Annotated in this window: 21 protein-coding genes; 17 read left to right on the top strand and 4 right to left on the bottom strand. The window is 65.2% G+C overall.

Going from position 1 to position 21,777, the window contains the following annotated elements:
• The first annotated feature begins 9 nt into the window (after window positions 1-9).
• Complete coding sequence (locus tag NOG11_RS05260) at window positions 10-579, top strand: carboxymuconolactone decarboxylase family protein (RefSeq protein WP_256618640.1); 570 nt, start codon at window positions 10-12, stop codon at window positions 577-579.
• Between the two features lie 25 nt (window positions 580-604).
• Entirely contained in the window at window positions 605-757 is a 153-nt protein-coding gene (locus NOG11_RS05255) for a hypothetical protein (protein WP_256618639.1), read from the top strand.
• Window positions 758-851: 94 nt separating this feature from the next.
• Here NOG11_RS05255 and NOG11_RS05250 read toward each other — a convergent pair whose 3' ends face one another.
• The gene (locus NOG11_RS05250) at window positions 852-2,123 is read right to left on the bottom strand and encodes an acyl-CoA dehydrogenase family protein (protein WP_256618638.1); all 1,272 of its coding nucleotides are present in this window, start codon (window positions 2,121-2,123) and stop codon (window positions 852-854) included.
• Between the two features lie 169 nt (window positions 2,124-2,292).
• Here NOG11_RS05250 and NOG11_RS05245 point away from each other — a divergent pair, with 169 nt between their 5' ends.
• The gene (locus NOG11_RS05245; protein WP_256618637.1) at window positions 2,293-2,991 is read left to right on the top strand and encodes a hypothetical protein; all 699 of its coding nucleotides are present in this window, start codon (window positions 2,293-2,295) and stop codon (window positions 2,989-2,991) included.
• On the opposite strand, the gene tadA is transcribed toward NOG11_RS05245, so the two are convergent.
• Both tadA and NOG11_RS05235 read right to left on the bottom strand, forming a co-directional pair.
• The gene (tadA, locus tag NOG11_RS05240) at window positions 2,923-3,375 is read right to left on the bottom strand and encodes a tRNA adenosine(34) deaminase TadA (RefSeq protein ID WP_256618636.1); all 453 of its coding nucleotides are present in this window, start codon (window positions 3,373-3,375) and stop codon (window positions 2,923-2,925) included. The genes NOG11_RS05245 and tadA overlap by 69 nt on opposite strands.
• A 130-nt stretch (window positions 3,376-3,505) precedes the next feature.
• Window positions 3,506-4,165: a M23 family metallopeptidase gene (locus tag NOG11_RS05235; protein WP_256618635.1), complete on the bottom strand. Its 660-nt coding sequence runs from the start codon at window positions 4,163-4,165 to the stop codon at window positions 3,506-3,508.
• Between the two features lie 306 nt (window positions 4,166-4,471).
• Here NOG11_RS05235 and groES point away from each other — a divergent pair, with 306 nt between their 5' ends.
• The 12 genes from groES to NOG11_RS05175 all read left to right on the top strand — a co-directional run bounded on the left by groES (window position 4,472) and on the right by NOG11_RS05175 (window position 19,324).
• Window positions 4,472-4,759 (top strand): co-chaperone GroES, encoded by a 288-nt coding sequence (gene groES / locus NOG11_RS05230; protein WP_256618634.1) that lies wholly within the window; start codon window positions 4,472-4,474, stop codon window positions 4,757-4,759.
• A gap of 142 nt (window positions 4,760-4,901) precedes the next feature.
• A complete protein-coding gene (groL, locus tag NOG11_RS05225) occupies window positions 4,902-6,548 on the top strand; it encodes a chaperonin GroEL (protein WP_256618633.1) in 1,647 nt (548 codons plus the stop codon).
• Window positions 6,549-7,523: 975 nt separating this feature from the next.
• Window positions 7,524-8,831: an FAD-dependent oxidoreductase gene (locus NOG11_RS05220; protein WP_256618632.1), complete on the top strand. Its 1,308-nt coding sequence runs from the start codon at window positions 7,524-7,526 to the stop codon at window positions 8,829-8,831.
• Window positions 8,832-8,964: 133 nt separating this feature from the next.
• Window positions 8,965-9,318, top strand: a complete 354-nt coding sequence (locus NOG11_RS05215) for a hypothetical protein (protein WP_256618631.1) — start codon at window positions 8,965-8,967, stop codon at window positions 9,316-9,318.
• 43 nt (window positions 9,319-9,361) lie between these two features.
• Window positions 9,362-10,225 carry a bifunctional DNA-formamidopyrimidine glycosylase/DNA-(apurinic or apyrimidinic site) lyase gene (mutM, locus tag NOG11_RS05210; protein WP_256618630.1) on the top strand — a complete coding sequence of 288 codons (864 nt, stop codon included), beginning with the start codon at window positions 9,362-9,364 and terminating at the stop codon, window positions 10,223-10,225.
• A gap of 90 nt (window positions 10,226-10,315) precedes the next feature.
• Window positions 10,316-10,582 (top strand): 30S ribosomal protein S20, encoded by a 267-nt coding sequence (gene rpsT, locus NOG11_RS05205; RefSeq protein ID WP_256618629.1) that lies wholly within the window; start codon window positions 10,316-10,318, stop codon window positions 10,580-10,582.
• A gap of 513 nt (window positions 10,583-11,095) precedes the next feature.
• Window positions 11,096-12,541 (top strand): DnaA ATPase domain-containing protein, encoded by a 1,446-nt coding sequence (locus tag NOG11_RS05200; protein ID WP_256618628.1) that lies wholly within the window; start codon window positions 11,096-11,098, stop codon window positions 12,539-12,541.
• A 181-nt stretch (window positions 12,542-12,722) separates the two neighbouring features.
• A complete protein-coding gene (gene dnaN / locus NOG11_RS05195) occupies window positions 12,723-13,838 on the top strand; it encodes a DNA polymerase III subunit beta (protein ID WP_256618627.1) in 1,116 nt (371 codons plus the stop codon).
• A 16-nt stretch (window positions 13,839-13,854) separates the two neighbouring features.
• A complete protein-coding gene (recF, locus tag NOG11_RS05190) occupies window positions 13,855-14,970 on the top strand; it encodes a DNA replication/repair protein RecF (protein WP_256618626.1) in 1,116 nt (371 codons plus the stop codon).
• Window positions 14,971-15,064: 94 nt separating this feature from the next.
• Complete coding sequence (gyrB, locus tag NOG11_RS05185; protein ID WP_256618625.1) at window positions 15,065-17,485, top strand: DNA topoisomerase (ATP-hydrolyzing) subunit B; 2,421 nt, start codon at window positions 15,065-15,067, stop codon at window positions 17,483-17,485.
• A gap of 148 nt (window positions 17,486-17,633) precedes the next feature.
• Window positions 17,634-18,497, top strand: coding sequence for a glutathione-dependent disulfide-bond oxidoreductase (gene yghU / locus NOG11_RS05180; RefSeq protein WP_256618624.1), 864 nt, complete (start codon window positions 17,634-17,636; stop codon window positions 18,495-18,497).
• Window positions 18,494-19,324 (top strand): HpcH/HpaI aldolase/citrate lyase family protein, encoded by an 831-nt coding sequence (locus NOG11_RS05175; RefSeq protein ID WP_256618623.1) that lies wholly within the window; start codon window positions 18,494-18,496, stop codon window positions 19,322-19,324. Before yghU ends, NOG11_RS05175 begins: the two co-directional genes overlap by 4 nt.
• Window positions 19,325-19,494: 170 nt before the next feature.
• Here the strand turns inward: NOG11_RS05175 and NOG11_RS05170 are convergent, their stop codons facing one another.
• Window positions 19,495-20,325 carry an enoyl-CoA hydratase-related protein gene (locus NOG11_RS05170; protein ID WP_256618622.1) on the bottom strand — a complete coding sequence of 277 codons (831 nt, stop codon included), beginning with the start codon at window positions 20,323-20,325 and terminating at the stop codon, window positions 19,495-19,497.
• Between the two features lie 130 nt (window positions 20,326-20,455).
• Between NOG11_RS05170 and NOG11_RS05165 the strand changes: the two genes are divergently transcribed.
• Both NOG11_RS05165 and NOG11_RS05160 read left to right on the top strand, forming a co-directional pair.
• Window positions 20,456-20,716 (top strand): hypothetical protein, encoded by a 261-nt coding sequence (locus NOG11_RS05165; RefSeq protein ID WP_256618621.1) that lies wholly within the window; start codon window positions 20,456-20,458, stop codon window positions 20,714-20,716.
• 27 nt (window positions 20,717-20,743) lie between these two features.
• Window positions 20,744-21,712, top strand: a complete 969-nt coding sequence (locus tag NOG11_RS05160) for a TraB/GumN family protein (protein WP_256618620.1) — start codon at window positions 20,744-20,746, stop codon at window positions 21,710-21,712.
• Window positions 21,713-21,777: the final 65 nt, after the last annotated feature.

Below are 21,777 nucleotides of genomic sequence, written 5' to 3'. Positions count from 1 at the left end.
AGAACGACCATGTCCGACTTCACCATCCACGATATCCAGTCAGCCCCCGAAGGCTCCAAGCCGCTGCTCGAGGGCTCGCAAAAGGCCTTCGGCTCCATCCCCAACCTCCACGGCGTGATGGCGGAGAGCCCGCAGCACTTGGAGGCCTATCAGAAGCTGCACGAGCTCTTCCAGGCGACCTCCTTCACCAATGAGGAGCGCACGGTGGTCTGGCAGACGATCAATGTCGAGAACCACTGCCACTACTGCGTGCCGGCCCATACAGCCATTGCGAAGAGCCAAGGCGTCTCCGACGACGTCACCAATGCTCTGCGCGAGGAACGTCCGCTGGCGGACAGCCGCCTCGAGGCCCTGCGCCAGTTCACCCTGTCCGTGGTGCGCGAGAAAGGCGAGGTGTCCAAGGACGACCTCGAGGCCTTCTACGCCGCAGGCTTCGACAAACGCGCCGTGCTCGACGTGATTCTCGGCCTGTCCCAGAAGGTGCTGTCCAACTACGTCAACCACATCGCCGACACGCCGGTGGACAAGGCCTTCCAGCCTTTCGCCTGGAACGCAGGGCGCGCCACGAAAGCGGCGTAGGCTGAAACTATCTTCTCCCCGTAGGGTGGACGCGAGCAGCGGCCACCTTGCGCGGCGTTTTGCCCCTGAAGAGGTGGCCGCCTGCCAGCGTCCACCCTACGAGTATCACCTCGCCCCCGAAGAACGCGAGCGGAGCGCAGCGAAGTCGAGCGCCACTGCCGTGGCCTTCTCCGCCTAGAAAAGGTCCCCCGGACCTTTTCTTCCACCTGAGGTGGACCGGCTACGAAGCGCTCAAGTAGGAGGCCGGTCAGGCCGACGGTAGCGCCTCTCAACTAAGATGTCTGCCCGTATCCGGCCTGTGCTCCGTGCACCACTTCAGAGCCGTCGCGGTTGAAGTAGCGTCCCGCCTCCAGCCGTGAGATCGCCCTGTTGTGCACCTCGTCCGGCCCGTCTGCGAGGCGCAGCGTCCTCATATGCGCGTAGATCTCGGCCAAGTGGAAATCGTCCGAGACGCCTGCGCCGCCATGGGCCTGGATCGCGTCGTCGATGATCTTGAGGCACATGTTCGGCGCTGCCACCTTGATCATGGCGATCTCGCCCTTTGCGGCCTTGTTGCCCGCCGTGTCCATCATCCAGGCGGCTTTGAGGCAGAGGAGACGGGTCATCTCGATATTGATGCGCGCCTCGCCGATCCTCTGTTCCCAGATGGAGTGCTTGATGACCGGCTTGCCGAACGCCTCGCGGCTGCCGAGGCGCCGGACCATGGCTTCGAGCGCCCGCTCGGCCGCGCCGATCGTCCTCATGCAGTGGTGGATGCGGCCCGGCCCTAGGCGCCCTTGGGCGATCTCGAAGCCGCGACCCTCGCCGAGCAGCATGTTTGAGGCAGGCACGCGGACATTGTCGAGCACGACCTCCATATGGCCGTGGGGTGCATCGTCATAGCCGAAGACGGGCAGGTGACGCTCCACCGTGATACCGGGCGTGTTCGCGGGCACGAGGATCATCGACTGCTGCTTATAGGTCGCCTCGGAGGGGTCCGTCTTACCCATCACGATATAGATGGCACACCGAGGATCGCCCGCGCCGGAGCTCCACCATTTGCGCCCGTTGATGACATACTCGTCGCCGTCGCGCTCGATGCGGCACTCGATATTCGTCGCGTCCGAGGAGGCCACCGCAGGCTCGGTCATGAGGAAGGCCGAGCGGATCTTGCCGTCGAGGAGCGGCATCAGCCACTCCTCCTTCTGCGCGTCGGTGCCGTACTTGTAGAGCACCTCCATGTTACCCGTATCGGGGGCGGCGCAGTTGAAGACCTCCGGCGCGATGTGGCACTTGCCGGTTACTTCCGCGATCGGCGCGTATTCGAGGTTGGTCAGCCCCGCGCCAAGCTCTTTGTCGGGCAGGAACATGTTCCAGAGGCCTGCATCCTTCGCCTTGTCCTTGAGCTCCTCGATCACCGGGGGGATCTGCCAGGGGTCGCCCTTCGCGCGCAGCTCGGCGTGCTGCTTCTTATAGGTCTCGTAGCCGTCCCAGACATGGGCCGACATGAAGTCCTCGACCCGGCGGATCAGATCCTTGGTCTTGTCGGAGTGCTCGAAATGCATGGCGCTTCCTTCGGATGTTTCCTCGTTCGGCCCGTCTTCGCACGCAGCGGGGGAGGGGGTCAAAGAGCTTCCGCTGCCAGACGGCTCTTCGCGTGTAACCGATCGGCCCGCCCCAGCGAATGATGGCCCAACGCAGATCGGCCCATGACAGGCCGGAAAGGAAGCTGACATGAACAACAGTGCCGAGAGAAGCCGGGCCGGCATCGCCGCGACCGCCGGGCTTCTCATCCCCGTCGCCACCACCGCCGTCTATATGAGCACCCTCGGCGGCCCGTCCGAGCCGGGCTATGCGGGCTTCGAGGCCTATGTGACGAACCGCTGGAGCGAGATCGTCACCGTGTGGCTGACCGAAACGGTGGGCTTCGCCATCGGGGCCATCGCCGCTTTGGGTCTCGCCCAGCAGGCTGGTTCCGAGCGGGCCTCATGGAACGCCGTCGCCTTCGGCAGCATCGCCGGTCTCGTCTCGACGGCCATTGGCATCGGCCTGTTCCGCAATTTCGGCACGGCGGGCGAGGCGAACTTCGCCCTCACCATCGGCGTCCTGAACCTGTCCTTCTTCTTTTTCTTCCTCGGCAAGGCTCTTCTCGGCGCGGGCGCAGCCGGTCTTGGCTACGCGCTCCTGAAACGGAGCAGCGGGCTATCGAAAGTGCTGGGCGGTGTCTCCATCCTCGCCGGTGTCGTGGCCCTCGGCGTGAACATCGTCGCCATGGCCCAGGGCCTCGCCCTGACCTTCCCCGGCGGCCTCACCGGCACCATCGCAGCCCTGATCGGCGCGGGCGCAGCCTTCAAGCTGACCCGCTCACCGGCGGCGCAGACGGAAGAAACCCTTGAGGAGACCGCCAGCCTCCTCCGCCCGCAAACCGCCTGAGACCTCGGGCCGGTGGTGGAGGGTCGGCTGCTCGAACAGCTCCGGCCCGTGCGCCACCGCCCCGCCCTTGGGGTCGGAGGCTCCGTAGACGAGCCGCCCGATGCGTGCATGGCTGATGGCGCCCGCGCACATGGCGCAGGGCTCCAGGGTCACCACCAAGGTGCAGCCGGTGAGGCGGTAGTTGCCGAGCGCCTCCGCCCCCTGGCGCAGCGCCAGCATCTCGGCGTGGGCCGAGGGGTCGCAGCGGGTGATAGGCGCGTTATGCGCTTCGGCCAGAACCTGCCCCTCGGCACTCAGCAGCACGGCGCCCACAGGCACCTCGCCAGCCTCCGCCGCCGCCCTGGCCAGCTCCATCGCGCGCTCCATCGCTTCCTCATCGGTCATGAAGCGGCTCTACCTCTCCCTGGGGAGAGGTCCAAATCTTCCGATTGGGCGAGAGGGGAGGAAAGCCAGGCTGCTTCCCCTTTCTCGACACTATGAATGTCGATCTCTCCCGCGGGAGAGAGAACCAAGCTCAGCTCGCGGCACGGGCCTTCACGCTTTTCAGCGGGTCGACCGGCTTGAGGCCGAAGCTCTTCTTCGCCGTGGCGTAGTCGCCGGTCAGTACCTCGAAATGCAGGTGCACCGGGATGCGGTAGCTCGCCGTGTTGCCCATGACGCCGAGCTGGACCACTCTTCCTTCTCGGGCGGCGCCGGTCAGGGTGGCGAGGTGGGCGTAGCGGGTGAAGACCCCGCTTCCGTGGTCGATCAGGACATACTGGCCGTAATCGTCGCGGTAGCCGGACTCGACCACCGTCCCCGCCTGGGCGGCCAGGACCGGACCTGCCGGATCGCTTTGGTAGTCGAGACCCTTGTGCAGCCTGCCGCTGCGCTGCCCGAAGGCGGAGCTGAGGCAGGCCTTCGGTGCCGGGTTCACGAGCACCGCCACCCCGCCAATATCGGCGAAGGGGTGGTAGCCTCTGACGCTACCTTCCGCATCGGCGGCGGGGGCGTTGCTCACCGTCATGCGCGGGCAGAGCTGGAGGCTGGCTTCGGGGGCAAAGCCTGGCGCCGCACCGAGTGGCGCCGGAAGGTCGCCTTGCGATCCAGCTGAACCGGCCGAAGGGGTGGTCTCGCAGGCGGAAAGTGCGAGGGCGGCGGCTCCTAGGGCGGTCACGAGAAAGGCGCGGGTCATGCTCGTGATACTATCCTACGATCACGGAATCGCAAGGTTGATGAACGAGGCGTTAGGAAACTCTGTAGCCTTTCTTGCGTGGACCTCATCCCGGAAGGGGCAAGCGCAAGCCGGATGCGGCGTTCGACACAGAGGCCCAACTTCACGCCTAAGCAGTCTTTTGTGGCGCGAACCACCCTACGAAAATCTCCGCATCAAACTTATTGACGCTCGCCCGGCAGCCCTTAAGTAGCTCGTTAGCAGCCGGGCCGCGTGAGTGCTAACCGGCTGCATCTCGATCAGACCACATCAAACGGGAGAGCATTCATGGCTTTCAGACCGCTCCACGACCGGGTTCTCGTGCGCCGCACCGAAGAGGACGAGAAGACCGCTGGCGGGATCATCATCCCCGACACCGCCAAGGAAAAGCCGCAGCAGGGCGAAGTCGTCTCCGTCGGCTCCGGCACCCGCTCCGAGAACGGCGACATCACGCCCCTCGACGTCCAGGCCGGCGACAAGATCCTGTTCGGCAAATGGTCCGGCACCGAGGTCAAGCTGAACGGCGAAGACCTGCTCATCATGAAGGAAAGCGACATCCTCGGTATCCTCGGCTGACGCCGAGGGGCGGTCCCGGCCGGTTCGGCGTTGGCTCCTATGCAGAAGGAGCTCCCGGACACAGCCGGTGTGCAGCCTGAACCGGACGCGCGTCCGGGGCCTAGAGTCGCAAGCATCAACCTGAACACCAAGGAATTGAAACATGGCAGCTAAAGAAGTCCGCTTCGAAGCCGATGCCCGTGAGCGCATGCTCAAAGGCGTCGATATCCTCGCCAACGCCGTCAAGGTGACCCTCGGCCCGAAAGGCCGCAACGTGGTCATCGAGAAGAGCTTCGGCGCCCCCCGCGTGACCAAGGACGGCGTCTCCGTCGCCAAGGAGATCGAGCTCGAAGACAAGTTCGAGAACATGGGCGCGCAGATGGTCAAGGAAGTCGCTTCCAAGACCAACGACGTCGCCGGTGACGGCACCACCACCGCCACCGTCCTCGCCCAAGCCATCGTCAAGGAAGGCGCCAAATACGTCGCCGCCGGCATGAACCCGATGGACCTCAAGCGCGGCGTCGACACCGCCGTGGCCCGCGTCCTCGAGACCATCAAGTCCAACGCCAAACCGGTCGAAGGCAGCCAGGGCATCACCCAGGTCGGCACCATCTCGGCCAATGGCGAAGCCTCCATCGGCGAGATGATCGCCCACGCCATGGACAAGGTCGGCAATGAAGGCGTCATCACGGTCGAAGAGAGCAAGACCGCCGAGACCGAACTCGACGTCGTCGAAGGCATGCAGTTCGACCGCGGCTACCTCTCGCCCTACTTCGTGACCAACGCCGAGAAGATGTCGGTCGAGCTCGAAGACCCCTACATCCTCCTTCACGAGAAGAAGCTCTCCAACCTGCAGGCCATGCTTCCGCTGCTGGAAAGCGTCGTTCAGTCTTCCCGTCCTCTGCTCATCATCGCTGAGGACGTCGAAGGCGAAGCCCTCGCCACCCTCGTCGTCAACAAGCTGCGCGGCGGCCTGAAGGTCGCAGCCGTCAAGGCTCCCGGCTTCGGCGATCGCCGCAAGGCCATGCTGGAAGACATCGCCATCCTCACCGGCGGCCAGGTCGTCTCCGAGGATCTCGGCATCAAGCTCGAGAATGTCGGCCTCGACATGCTCGGCACGGCCAAGCGTGTCGTCATCAACAAGGACGACACCACCATTGTTGACGGCGTCGGCGAGAAGTCGGACATCGAAGCCCGCACCTCGCAGATCCGCCAGCAGATCGAGGACACCTCGTCCGACTACGACCGTGAGAAGCTGCAGGAGCGCCTGGCGAAGCTCGCCGGCGGTGTTGCGGTCATCAAGGTCGGCGGCGCTACGGAAGTGGAAGTGAAAGAGCGCAAGGATCGCGTCGATGACGCCCTGAACGCTACCCGCGCGGCCGTGGAAGAAGGCATCGTCCCCGGCGGCGGCACGGCGCTTCTCTACGCCTCCAAAGCTCTCGAAGGCCTGACCGGCGAGAACGCCGACCAGGAAGCCGGCATCAACATCGTCCGCCGCGCCCTCCAGGCGCCGCTGCGTCAGATCGTCGAGAACGCCGGTGTCGAAGGCTCCATCGTGGTCGGCAAGCTGCTCGAGCAAAGCAGCAACACCTACGGCTTCAACGCCCAGACCGAAGAGTATGGTGACCTGCTCCAGGCCGGCATCGTCGACCCGGCCAAAGTGGTCCGCACCGCGCTCCAGGACGCAGCCTCCGTGGCCGGCCTCCTGATCACCACGGAAGCCATGATCGCCGACGCGCCGAAGAAAGACAGCGGCGCCCCCGCCATGCCCGGCGGCGGCATGGGCGGCATGGGCGGCATGGACTTCTAAGCAGCGCTTAGAAGTTGGCTTCCGCCCGGCGCTCAAACAGCGAGCGAAGTGAGCGGTAGCGCCCATGCAAGAACAAGCTGACGGATCGGCCAAGGCCGATCCGTTGGCGGCGGCATGGACTTCTAAGAAGTCTCGCTCACTGGCAAAATTGGAGAAGGGCGGTCCCGCCAGGGGCCGCCCTTCTCTTTCTTCCCCCGTCATCCCGGAAGAGCGCAGCGCTATCCGGGACCCATGGCCTATGGGTAGTCACCGGAACAGCGGGAGCGCGGTTTGCCCGCCCCAGTCCATGGGTCCCGGATCAGCTTTGCTGTCCGGGATGACGGAGGGAGCAAGGCACGGCCCGTAGGGCGGCTCGCGAAGCGTGCCGCCTTGCAACGGTTGGGGCCTCGTGAACGGCGGCACGCTTCGCGAACCGCCCTACGAAGCGCTGCTTCCCTCCCCCACCCCGTGGGGGAGGTGCCCCGTAAGGGGCGGAGGGGGCCGCCGCACACCCACTTATCCCCGCCCCTTCGTATTCCCGTATAGTCTCCCTGCTTCTTCCCGCATGGTGGAGCTGACCGGTAGCTTGTTCAGGCGGGGAGGCGGTGCTCTGCGCATCTCCCTCGGATCGCTTCCGGGGAGGGAGGTTCATCCCGGTAAGGTGGGACCCTTCTGACAGAGATGGGCAGCGAGAGCTTGAAGCGCTGACTGCCCTGTAAGGGACCCAGAGCCCCCTTCCGCAGCCGGCCTCTCGTCAGCGCACCGGGAGCGGATGGTGCAGCGTTGCAGCCTACACAACCAGACTGAAGCGACGATGACCCATCCGCTCCAGCCTCCACCACCACGCAGCCGCCGCCAAGCCCTGGCGGGCGGGTTTCAGTGCTGCCTGACCTCCTCCCGGACCAAACCACCGATACGCCGCTCGAACGCGCCGCTGCGTCACCCCGCCCCTTGGAACGACCCTTCCGCATCACCACACATGACAGCATGTTAGGAATGTTGCGCATCGCGATCGTCGGCTGCGGCCTTGGGGGCATGGCGGCGGCCATCGCTTTGAGGCGGCAGGGGCACGAGGTGACCCTGATCGAGCGCTTTGGCGATCCGAAGCCGCTGGGCGCGGGCCTGCTCCTTCAGCCCCCTGGTCTTGCGGCCCTAGGCGAGCTCGGTCTTCTGGACGAGGTCCTGGGCGCCGGTCAGCCTATCCTACGCCTTGACGGCCGCACGGAGAAAGGCCGCGCGGTGTTCGATGTCGCCTATCCCGACCTTCATCCCGGCGCCTTCGGCTTCGGCATTCACCGCGGCGTTCTCTTCGATAGGCTGCTCGAGGCGGCCCTTCTCGAAGGGGCGGCGCTCGTCACCGGCAGGATGGTGACCGGGCACCGCTTGCAGGACGGCAAGCGCGTGTTAGCCGCGGAAGAAGGCGAGCTCGGCCCCTTCGATCTCGTGGTGGATGCCTCCGGCGCCCGCTCGGTGCTGCGCGAGCCGGGGCGGACGGAGCGGGCCAAGCCCTACCCCTTCGGGGCGGTCTGGGGGATCATGCCGATGAGGCGGGGGCATGAGACCGTGCTGCAGCAGCGCTACCGCGGCGCGGCCAAGATGATCGGCCGCCTGCCCATCGGCCGAGGCCCGAAAGGGGAGGGGCCGCTGGCCGCCTTCTTCTGGAGCCTGCCCATCGCGCAGCTCCAGGAATGGCCGGAAACCGACATGGCCGCGTGGCGCCGTGAAGTCTCCTCCATCTGGCCGGAGATCGAGGAGGAGATCGGTGTCTTCGAGAAGCCGGGCGACCTCGTCCCCGCCACCTATAACGACGTGGTTCTCTCCGCCCCCGCCGGCGAGGGCATCGTCTTTCTCGGCGACGCCGCCCACGGTATGAGCCCGCAGCTCGGCCAGGGAGCGAACCTCGCCATCCAGGACGGGGTCGCCCTCGCGGAGGCCATAGCGGCTTCAGAGCATGTGGATGCTGCCCTGCGCGCCTTCGTTCGGCAGCGGGCCGGGTGCTGGGGCTTCTACCAGCAGATGAGCCGCGCCCTGACGCCGTTCTTCCAGTCGGACAGCTCGCTGCTGCCGCCTCTCAGGGACGCAGCCTTCGCCCGGCTCTACCGTCTCCCGTTCCTGCGGCGGCAGATGCTTTTGACCCTGGCCGGGTTCAAAACGGGACCGCTCTCCCACCGCCGCCCGGAGGCGGTTCTGAAGAAGGTGGCCGAAGCCAACCGTGACGTGAGGCGGCCTGAGGACTGCAACCAGAGTAACAAACTCGCTAAAACCGTAACGGTAGAACACAACGCGCGCGAAAGTGCTTTCTGATGCACGAATGTTCCAAAAGTTCCCGCACATATGTGTGAAAAGAGCGTTGTTTGCTCTTCCCAACATTGCTTTTTCCATTGTAGCCTTCTGGCATCGGTCTTGCGACCGTTAGCTTTCGAGCGAGGGGTTGGACATGTTGATGGGACTTTTAGGGCGCCAGAAAGAGCGTCCGGAAGCTGAATCGGAAGAAGCGTTCAATATCACCAGCGCGCGCCTTCCCGGCCGGGCGATCATCACCTTCGAGAAGCGCGGCGGTCCGATCGCCGCCCTCGAAGTCACCGATCGCGGTGCCGAGATCCTGCGCGGGATCGCCGCCGGTGCGGTGCAGTCCGAGCTCGACGAGGTCCGCGAGCGTGGCCGTGCCCACACCATGCCGCTCTCCCGCGACGAGGGGGCGAGCCGCAAGGAGGCGGAGGCCTTCATCCGGTCCCTCGACCTTCTCGACGCCGTCGAGAAGAACGCCATGATGGGCGCTCTCCCCCGGTAGGAAACCGGATTCCCTTTTGTGGCGCTGCGCTCTAGGCGGGGCCATGCCTGAGCTCCCCGAAGTCGAGACCGTCAGGCGGGGCCTTGCGCCTCGACTTACCGGCGCGGTCGTCACCCATGTCGATCAGCGGCGTCCCGATCTGCGCTTTCCCTTCCCCGACAGGATGGCCGAGCGCCTTGTCGGGGCGGAGATCTTGTCCGTCGACCGGCGCGCCAAGTACCTGCTTATGCCGCTCAGCACCGGCGAGACCCTTCTGGCCCATCTCGGCATGACGGGTCGCTTCACCCTTTCCGGCGCGGCGGAGGTTCGGCCCGGCGCCTTCTACGCCCCCGACCCGCCTAAGGGACACGAGCACCTCGAAGTCGGACTGAGGAGCAAGGAAGGAGAGGCGTTCCGCCTGACCTATGCCGATCCGAGGCGCTTCGGCTTCATCGAGCTGCTGCCGAGTGGGGACGTCTCCCGGTCACCGAGGCTCGGTCATCTGGGACCGGAGCCGCTGCGCACGGACCTTACCGCGCCCGAGCTTCGAAGGCGCCTCACGGGCAAGAAGACGCCCCTCAAAGCGGCGCTTCTTGACCAGCGGGTCGTGGCGGGGCTCGGCAATATCTATGTCTGCGAGGCGCTCTACCGGGCGAAACTCAGCCCCAAACGTCAGGCGGGCACGGTGGGCGAGGGGAGGGCGGCGGCGCTGACAGCTGCCATCCACGACGTGCTCGACGAGGCCATCGAGGCGGGGGGCTCCACCTTGCGCGACTACGCCCATGCCGATGGGGGGGAGGGCAGCTTCCAGCAGCGCTTCGATGTCTATGACCGGGAGGGCGAGGCGTGCCGTCGCTGCGGGGCGACGGTCAAACGGCTGGTGCAGGGCGGCCGCTCCACCTTCTACTGCAGCGCCTGCCAGCGCTAACCGAAAAAAGCGCAAGTTCCACGTTGACGGGGGCGGGGCGGGTTTGTATGCCGCGCGCTCGTTTTTCGTCGAGAAGGATCTCACCCGCCCATGGCCAACACCACGTCGGCACAGAAAATGGTCCGCAAGATCGAGCGGCGCACGGCTGTGAACAAGTCGCGCCGCTCTCGTGTGCGTACCTATATCCGCAAGTTCGAAGAAGCCGTCGCCACCGGTGACCGCGGCGCTGCCCAGGAAGCCCTGCGCACGGCCGAGTCGGAAATCATGCGCGCCGTTTCTAAGGGCGTGATGCACAAGAACACCGCGTCGAGGAAGGTCTCCCGGCTGAGCAAGCGGGTCGCTGCTCTGAGCGCGTAAGCTTCCTTCCGCTAGCGGAACAAACCTTTTGAAGGCTGCCTACACTCCGTGGGCGGCCTTTTTTGTTGCGCGGGATAACTGCTCTGATCTGTGGAAAAAGATTCTCTTCTGTGAGTCTGAAACGGCCATGCTGAATCTTCCTGATTCTGAGCGGTTTTCCCCCTTGCCGGCCCCATTAACGAATCCATCTCCTGGTGCGTCACCGGCTTGTCATCTTTCGTCTATCAGGGCAGTTTGATCCTCGTAGGCGGGCACGGGCAGGTGCCATATCTAGGGAGAAAAAAATGACGCAGAAGCGCCAAAATTGTTGCGTTCTTAACCAGCTTTTTACTGATTGTTCTGCGTACGTTATTGTGACTGCGAAAGGTTCGGCCTCGGGTCGTTTTCGCTAGACTCTCGGCTCCCGCAGCCGATATGGTAACCCAGTCGGCGGGCGTCGGCTGTCTCTTGAAACGATAATCCTCCACGGCTCGCCTCTTCGGGCCGAACGATTCCCTATTGGATAGGTTCGACATGCAAAACGCTCAGACCACGCAGCAGTTTTCGCAGTTCAAAACGCAGCTTAAAGAGCAGTTCGGCCCTGCCATCTATGACAGCTATTTCGACCGCCTGAGCCTGGTCGAGTCGAGCGACGAGCAGGTCACGCTCTGTGCGCCGACACGCTTCTCCGCCAGCCTGATCTCCCAGCGCTACCTCGTCCGTATGCGCCAGATGTGGTCCGACAGCATCAGCCCGGTCAAGAACCTCGACATAAAGGGTGCGCCCGAGCTCGGTATGAACCATGCGTCGGCGAGCGCGGCGGACGCCTCGGCGCCCAAGCCTGCGGCCCGCCGGATGCCCGTCAGCACCAGGCGCGCGGACCAGCCCCGCGGGGCGAAGCCCGCCAAGGCCCAGCGACCCAGCTTCGATGCCGAGGGCGCGGCGACCTTCGCCCAGGGCATGACCCTTGACCGTTTCCGCACCAACGAGACCAACAGCCTCGCCTACCGCGCCGCCATGAAGGTGCTGGAGGCGCAGAGTCCGTCCGTGACGACGATCCACGGCGCCGCGGGGCGCGGCAAGACCCATCTTCTCAACGCGGTGGGCCAGGAATGGCTGCGCCAGCGCCCGAACGACAACGTGCTCTACCTCACCTATGACGCCCTGATGGCGGATATGTGCGAGGCCTTCATCTCGAAGAGCTACAAGGAGCTGCGCAGCTTCCTTCAGAACACGGACATGCTATTGGTGGATGACATCCACCTTCTGAGAGGCCGTAAGCGGACGATGGAGGAGCTCGACTGCCTCATCGACCGGCTGAAGAGCGCGGGCAAGCAGGTCATGGTCGCCGGTGCCCTGCCGCCCTCCAAGATGGCGGAGACGGGGGTTTCGCCCCGCCTTGCCAGCCGCCTGGCCGGCGGCCTCTGCGTCGCCATGGGCAAGCCGGACCTCGCCCTCCGTACCAAGATCGCCAAGCAGTTCGCCGAAGAGGCCGCCGACAGCACCGGCACGGCGGTGCCCACCCGTCATCTCGACTTTATCGCCCGCCGCTGCGAGGATTCCGTCCGTGAGCTCGAAGGCGCGCTGAGCTTGGTCCAGGTCGCCGCCGAAGCCCGTGCCGATTTCGGCGGGGAGCTCGACGATGAGAGCGTCCGTACCCTGCTTTCCGACCACCTCAGCAAGCGCAAGCCCCAGGCCACCCCCGAGGCGATCCTCGACTTCACCGTCAAGACCTTCGATCTCGCCAAGGACGAGCTGATGGGCCGCTCGCGTAAGCAGCCGATCGTCCGGGCACGGCACGCCTTCTGCTTCGCCGTCCGCAAACTGACCGACACGCCGCTCACCGCCATCGGCTCGATGATCGGCCGCGACCACACCACGGTGATGCACTCGATCCGCACCGCCGAGATTCTCGCGGGCAGCGATGCCACCTTCGGCACCCGCATCTCCGAGATCTTCGACGAGTTCGGCCGGGACTGATTGGAGCAACAGGATTGTAGGGCGGCACGCTGCGCGAGCCGCCCTACAGTTTGTCCCCACTGCACCACGCCAAACCCGGCCCTAGCCTTGTTTCGCGCGATATGCTCTTGTCCACGCCCCGCCCAAGGGCGGTAGCGATTCGACAGGCCGCATCACCGGCCAAGCCAGGAGCCAGTACCCCGTGAAAGTCACCATCGAGCGCGGAACGCTTCTCAAAGCCCTCTCCCACGTCCAATCCGTCGTGGAGCGGCGCAACACCATCCCCATCCTCTCCAACGTGCTGCTCAAGGCTGACGGCGGGACCCTGTCGCTGACCGCCACCGACCTCGACATCGAGATCGTGGAGAAGGTGCCCGCCGACACCGACGCCCCTGGCAGCGCCACGACGGCGGCGGGCACGCTGTTCGACATCGTCAAGAAGCTGCCTGACGGAACGCAAGTCGCGCTGGAGAAGACCGGCGCAGGCCGCCTGCGGCTCTCCGCTGGGACATCGGACTTCTCCCTGGCTGTTTTGCCCGAGGACGACTTTCCCTCGCTGCCCCAGGCCGAGGACGGCCAGCGTTTCCATGTGGAGACGGACGAGCTGGCGCGTCTCATCGACAAGGCCCGCTTCGCCATGAGCCAGGAGGAGACGCGCTACTACCTCAACGGCATCTACATGCATGCGTTCGAGGATGGGGGGCATGCGTCCCTTCGCGCCGTGGCCACCGATGGGCACCGCTTGGCGCGGCTCGACAGCAAGCTTCCTCAGGGGGCGGAGGGCCTTCAGGGCATCATCGTGCCGCGCAAGGCGGTGATCGAGCTTCGCAGGCTTCTCGACGATGCGGGCTCGACGGTGGAGATGCTGGTGGCGCCAGGCCGGGTGCGCTTCACCTTCGAGGACATCGCCTTCACCACCAAGCTGATCGACGGCACCTTCCCTGACTACGCGCGGGTCATTCCGCAGGGGAACGACAAGATGATGCGTGTTGCACCTTCGGATTTCGCGAAGGCTGTGGACCGGGTCTCGACCGTGTCCGCGGACAAGACTCGCTCGGTCAAGCTTGCTCTCGATGCGGATAAGCTGACCCTCGACGTCAACAGCCCCGAGACCGGCACCGCGACCGAGGAGCTGGCCGTGGACTATCAGAGCGACGCCATCGAGATCGGCTTCAACGCCAAGTATCTCCTCGACATCACCTCGCAAATCGACGGCGAGACGGTGACCTTCGCCTTCGCCGACACCGCCTCGCCCACGGTGATCCGCGACGATGAAGATGAGAGCGCGCTCTACGTGCTGATGCCGCTGCGGGTCTGACCGGGAGGCGGTCAGGGTGCGCATCACCGCGCTCACTCTGCGCAACATCCGCTCCTATGAAAGCTTTCAGGCCGATCTGTCGGGGCGCTCCGTGGTCATCACGGGGCCGAACGGTGCGGGCAAGACGAACCTCCTCGAGGCGCTGACCCTCTTCGGGCCGGGCCGGACCCTGCGCCGCTCTCGCCTTCCCGAAGTGGTCCGTCAGGGGGCGGAGGAAGGCGCCGGTGCTGGTATCACCCTCTGCGATGACGGGGAGGATGAGCGGCGCTTGGTGGTGACCATCCCGCCGCCCCGCTTCGACAAGCGCGAGATCCGCATCGACGGTGAGCCCGTGCGCAAAGCGGGCACGCTGACGGACCTCCTCCGCTTCCTATGGCTTACCCCGGCGATGGACCGGCTCTTCATGGATGCGCCCGGCGACCGCCGCCGCTTCCTCGACCGCATCGCTGCCGCAGGCTCATCCGCCCATGCGGAGGATACGGCCCGCTACGAGAAAGCGATGCGCCAGCGCATGGCGGCGCTAGAGCAGGGCGCGCCGCCGCAGGTCCTTTCAGCCCTCGAAAGCGAAATGGCCGCCTCGGGGGTGAAGATCGCTGGCACTAGGCGTGAGACGGCGGAGAGCCTAGCTCGAGGCTATGAAGCCCTGCGTCAGGAGGCTTTCCCCCAGGCCTCGGTCTTCATCGAAGGGGATGTGGACCTAATGCTCGGGGAGAAAGGCCCGGAGGCGGCGATGGAGGCCTTCAGAGCACGCCTTCAGGGCAACCGCCGCATCGACCGTGACGCCAAGCGAACCCTGGTCGGCCCGCACCGCTCGGACCTCGTCGTCACCCATCTCGGCAAGGCCATGCCGGCCAAGCTTTGCTCCACGGGCGAGCAAAAAGCGCTCCTGATCGGGCTCATCCTGGCGAGGGCTGCGGCGGCGAAGGGACAGGGGGGCTCGGCGCTCGTGCTGCTGCTTGACGAGATCGCAGCCCATCTGGACGAAACCCGCCGCGAGGCACTGGCGCAAACCCTTGAGAAGCTTGGCCTTCAGGCCTTTCTCACCGGGACGGACGAGGCGGCTTTCGCACCCTTCCTGCCGGATATGGACCACCTCCGCCCCGGCGCCGGGCAGATAGGCTCGCTGGCCTAGCGCAACCCGACCGAACACCGCGAAAACGCTTGGGTTCGGCGGTTCGAAAGCCTATATTCATACGTGAATCACACGCGATATTTTTGGATCCGAAATGGCCGCTTCCGAAGCCCCCCAAACCCCATCAAACGGCGCCGAAGAGTACGGCGCCGACTCGATCAAGGTGCTCAAGGGGCTCGACGCCGTGCGCAAGCGGCCGGGCATGTATATCGGCGACACCGATGACGGCTCGGGCCTGCACCACATGGTCTATGAGGTGGTGGACAACGCCATCGACGAGGCGCTGGCGGGCTATGCCGACCATGTGGAGGTCTTCCTCAACGATGACGGCTCGGTCACCGTGCGCGACAACGGCCGCGGCATCCCCACCGCCATTCATGAGGAGGAGGGGGTCTCGGCGGCGCAGGTCATCATGACCCAGCTCCATGCTGGCGGTAAGTTCGACCAGAACTCCTACAAGGTCTCTGGCGGGCTGCACGGCGTGGGCGTCTCGGTGGTCAACGCCCTGTCCGAGCGGCTGGATCTGCGCATCTGGCGGAACGGCAAGACCCACGAGATGACCTTCCGCCATGGCGAGGCGGACGAGGACCTGAAGGTGGTGGGCGACGCCGACCATTCGGGTACGGAGGTGACGTTCCTTCCGTCCAAGGAGACCTTCACCACCACCGAGTTCGACTACGAGACCCTGGAGCGGCGGCTGCGCGAGCTTGCCTTCCTGAACTCCGGCGTGCGCATCGTCATCACCGACCGGCGCCATGCCGAGCCGAAGACGGAGGAGCTTCACTATGAGGGAGGCCTCGTCGCCTTCGTCAAGCATATCGACGCCTCCAAACAGCCCCTCGTCCGTGAGCCGATCACCATGGAGGCGGACCGCGACGGCATCTCCGTCGAGGTCGCCATGTGGTGGAACGACAGCTACCACGAGAAGGTCCTGACCTTCACGAACAACATCCCCCAGCGCGACGGCGGTACCCACCTAGCCGGTTTCCGTGCGGCGCTGACCCGCGTGGTCAACGGCTATGCCCAGTCCTCGGGGCTTTTGAAGCGCGAGAAGGTGACCCTTTCCGGTGACGATGCGCGTGAAGGGCTGACGGCCATCGTCTCGGTCAAGGTGCCCGATCCGAAGTTCAGCTCACAGACCAAAGACAAGCTCGTCTCCTCCGAAGTCAGGCCCGTGGTGGAAACGGTCGTGGGCGCGGAGCTTGCCACCTGGTTCGAGGAGCACCCTGCCGAGGCCAAGCAGCTCGTCGGCAAGGTCATCGAGGCCGCTGCTGCTAGGGAGGCCGCGCGCAAGGCTCGCGAACTGACCCGCCGCAAGGGCGCGCTCGACGTATCCTCCCTACCCGGAAAGCTGGCTGACTGTCAGGAGCGCGACCCGGCCAAATCCGAGCTTTTCCTGGTCGAGGGCGACTCGGCGGGCGGCTCGGCCAAGCAGGCGCGGAACCGTGAGAACCAGGCGATCCTGCCCCTCAAGGGTAAGATCCTCAATGTCGAGCGGGCACGCTTCGACAAGATGCTGTCCTCGGCGGAGGTCGGTACGCTGATCACCGCGCTGGGGACAGGTATCGGACGCGACGACTTCAAGATCGACAAGCTGCGCTACCACAAGATCGTCATCATGACCGACGCCGATGTGGACGGCGCGCATATCCGTACACTGCTTCTCACCTTTTTCTATCGTCAGATGCCGGAGGTAATCCGGCGCGGCCACCTCTATATCGCCCAGCCGCCCCTCTACCGGGCGGAGAAGGGCAAGTCGGCGCAGTACCTCCTCGATGAGAAGGCACTGGCTGACTATCTCTACTCGGAAGGTGTGGACGGGGCGGTGTTCGTCACGGCCGAGGGCGAGCAGCGGATTGGCATTGATCTGGCTGCCCTGATCGACAGTGCAAGGACGGTGGCGCAGCGGGTCGAAAGCTTCCCCGCCTGGCTGCGCCGTGACGTGCTAGTGCTCGCCGCACTGGAAGGCGTGCTGGGCGAAGAGGAGCCTTCAGGCGAAGCACTCGGCAGGCTGCAAACGCGCTTGGACGACATCTCCGAAGAGTACGAGCGCGGCTGGAACGCGCGCCTCGACGAGGGCGGCGATGTGGTCCTCGCCCGCGAGGTGCGCGGGGTGAAGGAGGCCTATGTCCTCACCCAGGAGCTGCGCGTCGGCGCCGATGCCCGCCGCCTGGCCGAAGCAGCCGAAGCCGTGCGCGATGCCTTCGCCGGTCCCGCCACCTTGCGCCGGGGCGAGACGGAGATGACCGTCTACGGACCGCTTGACTTCCTGGCCGAACTCCGCCGCGTCGGCGGCAAGGGCATCACCCTGCAGCGCTACAAGGGCCTCGGCGAGATGAACCCGGAGCAGCTCTGGGAGACGACGCTAGATGCCGACGCCCGCCAGCTCCTCCAGGTACGGATCGAAGAGGCCGACCGGGCCGACGAGACCTTCACCAAGCTGATGGGTGACGTGGTCGAGCCGCGGAAGCACTTCATTCAAAGCCGCGCGCTCGAAGCTGAGCTCGATCTGTAGAGCGGAACGCGACGCTTTCTGCCACGAGCCAGGCGGTTGGCTTCGCAAACCGCCCTACGACGCTCTTGGCGCAACACTGCCTTGCGCACCTGACACCGGCGCCCCGGCCCCTTAAGTCCGGCAGGCAAGCATCTGCCGGAGCAAAGCCATGAGCGACGTCTACACCCCGCCGAAAGTCTGGACCTGGGACAAGGAGAGCGGCGGCAAGTTCGCCTCGATCAACCGCCCTGTCTCCGGCGCGACCCACGACAAGGAGCTGCCCGTCGGCGAGCACCCGCACCAGCTCTACTCCATCGGCACGCCCAACGGCATCAAGGTGACGCTGCTCTTCGAAGAGCTCTTGCAAAAGGGCATGAGCGACGCCGAGTACGATGCCTGGCTGATCCATATCGGCGAGGGCGACCAGTTCGGCTCCGGCTTCGTCGAGGTGAACCCCAACTCCAAAATCCCCGCCATGGTCGACCGCAGCGTTACGCCCCAAGTGAACGTCTTCGAGAGCGGCTCGATCATGGTCTATCTGGCCGAGAAGTTCGGCGCCTTCCTGCCGACGACAGGGCCTGAGCGCACGAGCGTCATGAACTGGCTTTTCTGGCAGATGGGCTCGGCGCCGTTCCTGGGGGGCGGCTTCGGGCACTTCTACAACTACGCGCCTGAGAAGTATCAGTACCCGATCGATCGCTACGCCATGGAGGTGAAGCGGCAGATGGATGTGCTCGACAAGCAGCTTGGCCGCCATGAGTTCATCGCCGGAGACGACTACTCCATCGCCGACATGGCCATCTGGCCCTGGTACGGAGCGCTCGCCCTCGGCAAGCTCTACGGCGATGCCGACACCTTTCTCTCCGTACACGAATACGAGAACGTGCAGCGCTGGTCCAAGCAGCTCAAGGGGCGCGAAGGGGTCCGCCGCGGCATGATCGTGTCCAAGGTCTGGGGCAATGAGGACAAGCAGCTCAAAGAGCGCCACAGCGCCAAGGACATTGACGATGCGCTGTCGGCGGGGGTCGAGTGAGCCTTCCCGACCGAAGCCTCTGGCGCAGCCTCCTCTTCGTCCCCGGCTCCCGGCCCGACCGCTTCGACAAGGCGGCCTCGGCAGGGGCGGACCTCGTCTGCATCGACCTCGAGGACGCGGTGGCGCCCGAGGGAAAGGAAGAGGCGAGGGGGGCGGTGCTGTTCTATCTTGCGGGGCGCGGCGATGACGGCCGAGCCATCGGCTTGCGCGTCAACGGTGCCGATACGGACTATTTCGCCGACGATCTGGCGGCCCTGAAAGGCGCGGGCGGTGTAGACTTCGTCATGCTGCCCAAACCCATGGCCCTCGGGGACATCGACCGTCTGCGCGAAGCGTCAGGGACGGACAACATCATCGTGGTGATGGAGACGGCCCGCTCGCTGGGAATGGCCGAGGCCATCGCGGATCACCCGGCGGTGGTGGGTGCGATCTACGGCGCCATCGACCTTGCCGGAGAGATCGGCTGCGACCTGTCATGGGAAAGCCACCTCTACGGACGATCAAGATGCGCGGCGGCCTTCGGGGCAGCGGGTAAGGTGCTGTTCGATGTGCCCTATCTCGATGTGAAGGACCCAGACGGCCTCCAGCGCGAGACCCGTCGGGCAAAGGGCCTCGGCATCCACGCCCGCGCGGCGATCCACCCAGCGCAGCTTCAGCCTATCCATGAGGCCCTGGCGCCTACGGAGGATGAGCTGGCGCAGGCGAGGAGAGTGGTCGAGGCCTTCGACGCAGCAGGCGGCGGCGTGGCGCTCCTCGACGGCAAGATGATCGAGATCCCGGTGATCAAGGCGGCACGGCGCAAGATCGCGGCGGCGGAGCGGGTTTAGTCTCCGAACCCAGCCCCTTGCTTCAGACGCTTTCCCATGGTCGTGTAGCGATCCATGGGACCCATCTCCCAACGAGTGTGCCAGGTGAAACGCCTGGAGTTGGGTCCCACGGACAAGCCGTGGGAAAGCGTCTTGTAATGAATGCTTACGCGACAGTTAGATGTCTCGGCCTACTTCCCATCCACCCGCCGCTTCGGCGGTAGGCTCGCAAACTGCCCTGGCTCGCCGGTCTGCTTCGCTGCCATGGCCGCCATCAGCTCCGAAGGCTGAAGGTTCGAAGCGTTCCATAGCGCGATGCGGTCCAAGGCCTCGTCCGTTGCGTGGTCGCGGGCATAGGTGATGATGTCTTTCGTTCCGTAGACAGCCATGGGTGCCTTGGAGGCGATCTCTTCCGCCATCTCCTGAGCGGCGGCGCGGACGGCTTCGGCATCGAGGTAGATGCGGTTGACGAGCCCCCGCTGCTGGGCCTCGACCGCCCCCATCTTCCTCCCCGTATAGCTCAGCTCACGGACCACACCTTCAGGTAGGTGGTTCAGAAGCCGCGGAAAGGTGCCGACATCGGCGGTCATGCCGATATTGATCTCGTAGACGGAGAAGTAGGCGTCCTCGCTCGCGAGCCTGATGCAGCAGGCGGTGGCGAGGTCGACCCCGCCGCCGATGCAGCCGCCCTGGATGGCGGCGATCACCGGCATGCGCGCCTTCTCAATGGCGGTGAAGGCCCGCTGCATGCGCAGGATGAGCGCGTAGGCGTCGAGACCCGCGGCGGCGCCCAGCCCGTCTTTTCTCACGTTCTGAAACATGCCGAGGTCGATGCCCGAGCTGAACACCGGGCCTTCGGCGTCGATCACCAGCGCCCGGCACTCGCCGCTGCCCGACAGCTCCTCCACCGTGTCCGGCAAGTCCTCCCAGAACGCAGCCCCCATGGCGTTGCGCTTTTGCGGGTTGGAGAGGGTCAGGGTGGCGACGGGGCCGTTTCTAGTCAGGCGCAGGGCATCGGTCATGGCGCCCTCTAACACGAACGAAACCTCCCGGCGCCACCGTCAACCAGCACGGCCGATAGTTTTCCGTAACTTGACTAGCGGAAACGTGATCGGCGATGATTCACGCGTAGGCAGAAGCAGGGACGAGACCATGATCCAGACCAAAACACTGGCCTACGGTATGTTGGCGGTCAGCTTCTCCTGCATTCTTCTGGCGGTTCTTCTAGGCGTTGCGGCGGCTGAGGGCGAGTGGGACAAGGCGCAGGTCATTGCCTCGACCGCGGCGCTCGCCGGGGTGGCAGAGATCAGTTTCTGGGTCGGCGGGGGGCTTTTGGGCTTCAGCGCGATCAAAAGAAAGCGTGCAAGTCTGGCTCGCACGGCGAACCGACTGACCCTATGGAGGCGTTCCTAGGACGAAGTCTGACCCGAAGGAACGACCATGAAACATCTGAACATGACGGCGGGGCTCGGCGCCCTGGCTTTTGCCTTGGCGGCCTGCGGCGGCGAACCCGCCGACGACGCGGCCGAAATCGAGCGCGTCGAAGCCGAAGAAACCGCCCCTGACACCGGCATGACCGAGACCACCGGCGCCGGTACGGGGGGCGCGCCCTTCTGGACCGTGACCGACGAGGACAGCACGGTCACGCTCTTCCCCACCATCCACTTCCTGCCCGAAGACCTCGAATGGCGCAGCGCCGAGATGGAACAGGCGCTGGCTGAGGCCGAGGAGGTCTGGTTCGAGATCCTGCCCTCCCAGCTTCAGGACCAGGCCGCCATACAGCCTGTCATCATGGAGTACGGCATGTCCCAGGATCAGCCGCTTTCCGAGCGTCTGGACGAGGAGACCTATGCCGAGCTCGAGCGGGTGGCCGAGCAGATCGGCTTCCCCGTCGCCCAGATGGAGCAGATGCGCCCCTGGCTCGCCGCGGTCACCATCGGCGCCCTCGACCTGATGCAGGACGGCTTCCAGCCGGGCAGCGGTGCGGAGATGGTGCTCGCCGCCGATGTGGACGACAGCAAGGAGAAGGCCTTCGAGACGCCTGAAGAGCAGTTCAGCTTCTTCGCCAACCTCGACGAAGACACGGAGGTCGCGTTCTTGAAGAGCACGATCGAGCAGATCGACAACGGCCAGGCCGAGCTCCAGGCCTTCGCCCAGGACTGGGCCGCCGGTGACGTCTCGGGGCTCGAGGACTTCATCATCGACGGGATGCGCGATGTCTCCGAAGAGCTCTACCAAGTGCTCCTGGTGCAGCGGAACCAGCGCTGGGTCGATGCCCTAGTCACCGAGCTCGAAGGTTCGGGCACGGACTTCGTCGCCGTGGGCGCAGGCCACCTGATCGGCGAGGACGGCGTGCCGGAGATGCTCGCCGCGCGCGGCTACACGGTGGAAGGCCCCGGCTTCGAGTAAGAAGCCGCAGTAGCTACCGGTTAAACCTCTCCCTTGGGAGAGGTCCAAATCTGCTGATTTGGGGA

Source organism: Parvularcula maris (assembly GCF_024505085.1).
GTDB lineage: Bacteria > Pseudomonadota > Alphaproteobacteria > Caulobacterales > Parvularculaceae > Parvularcula > Parvularcula maris.
Note: the sequence above shows the minus strand (reverse complement) of the source record. Positions and strands in the feature narration are given on the sequence as shown.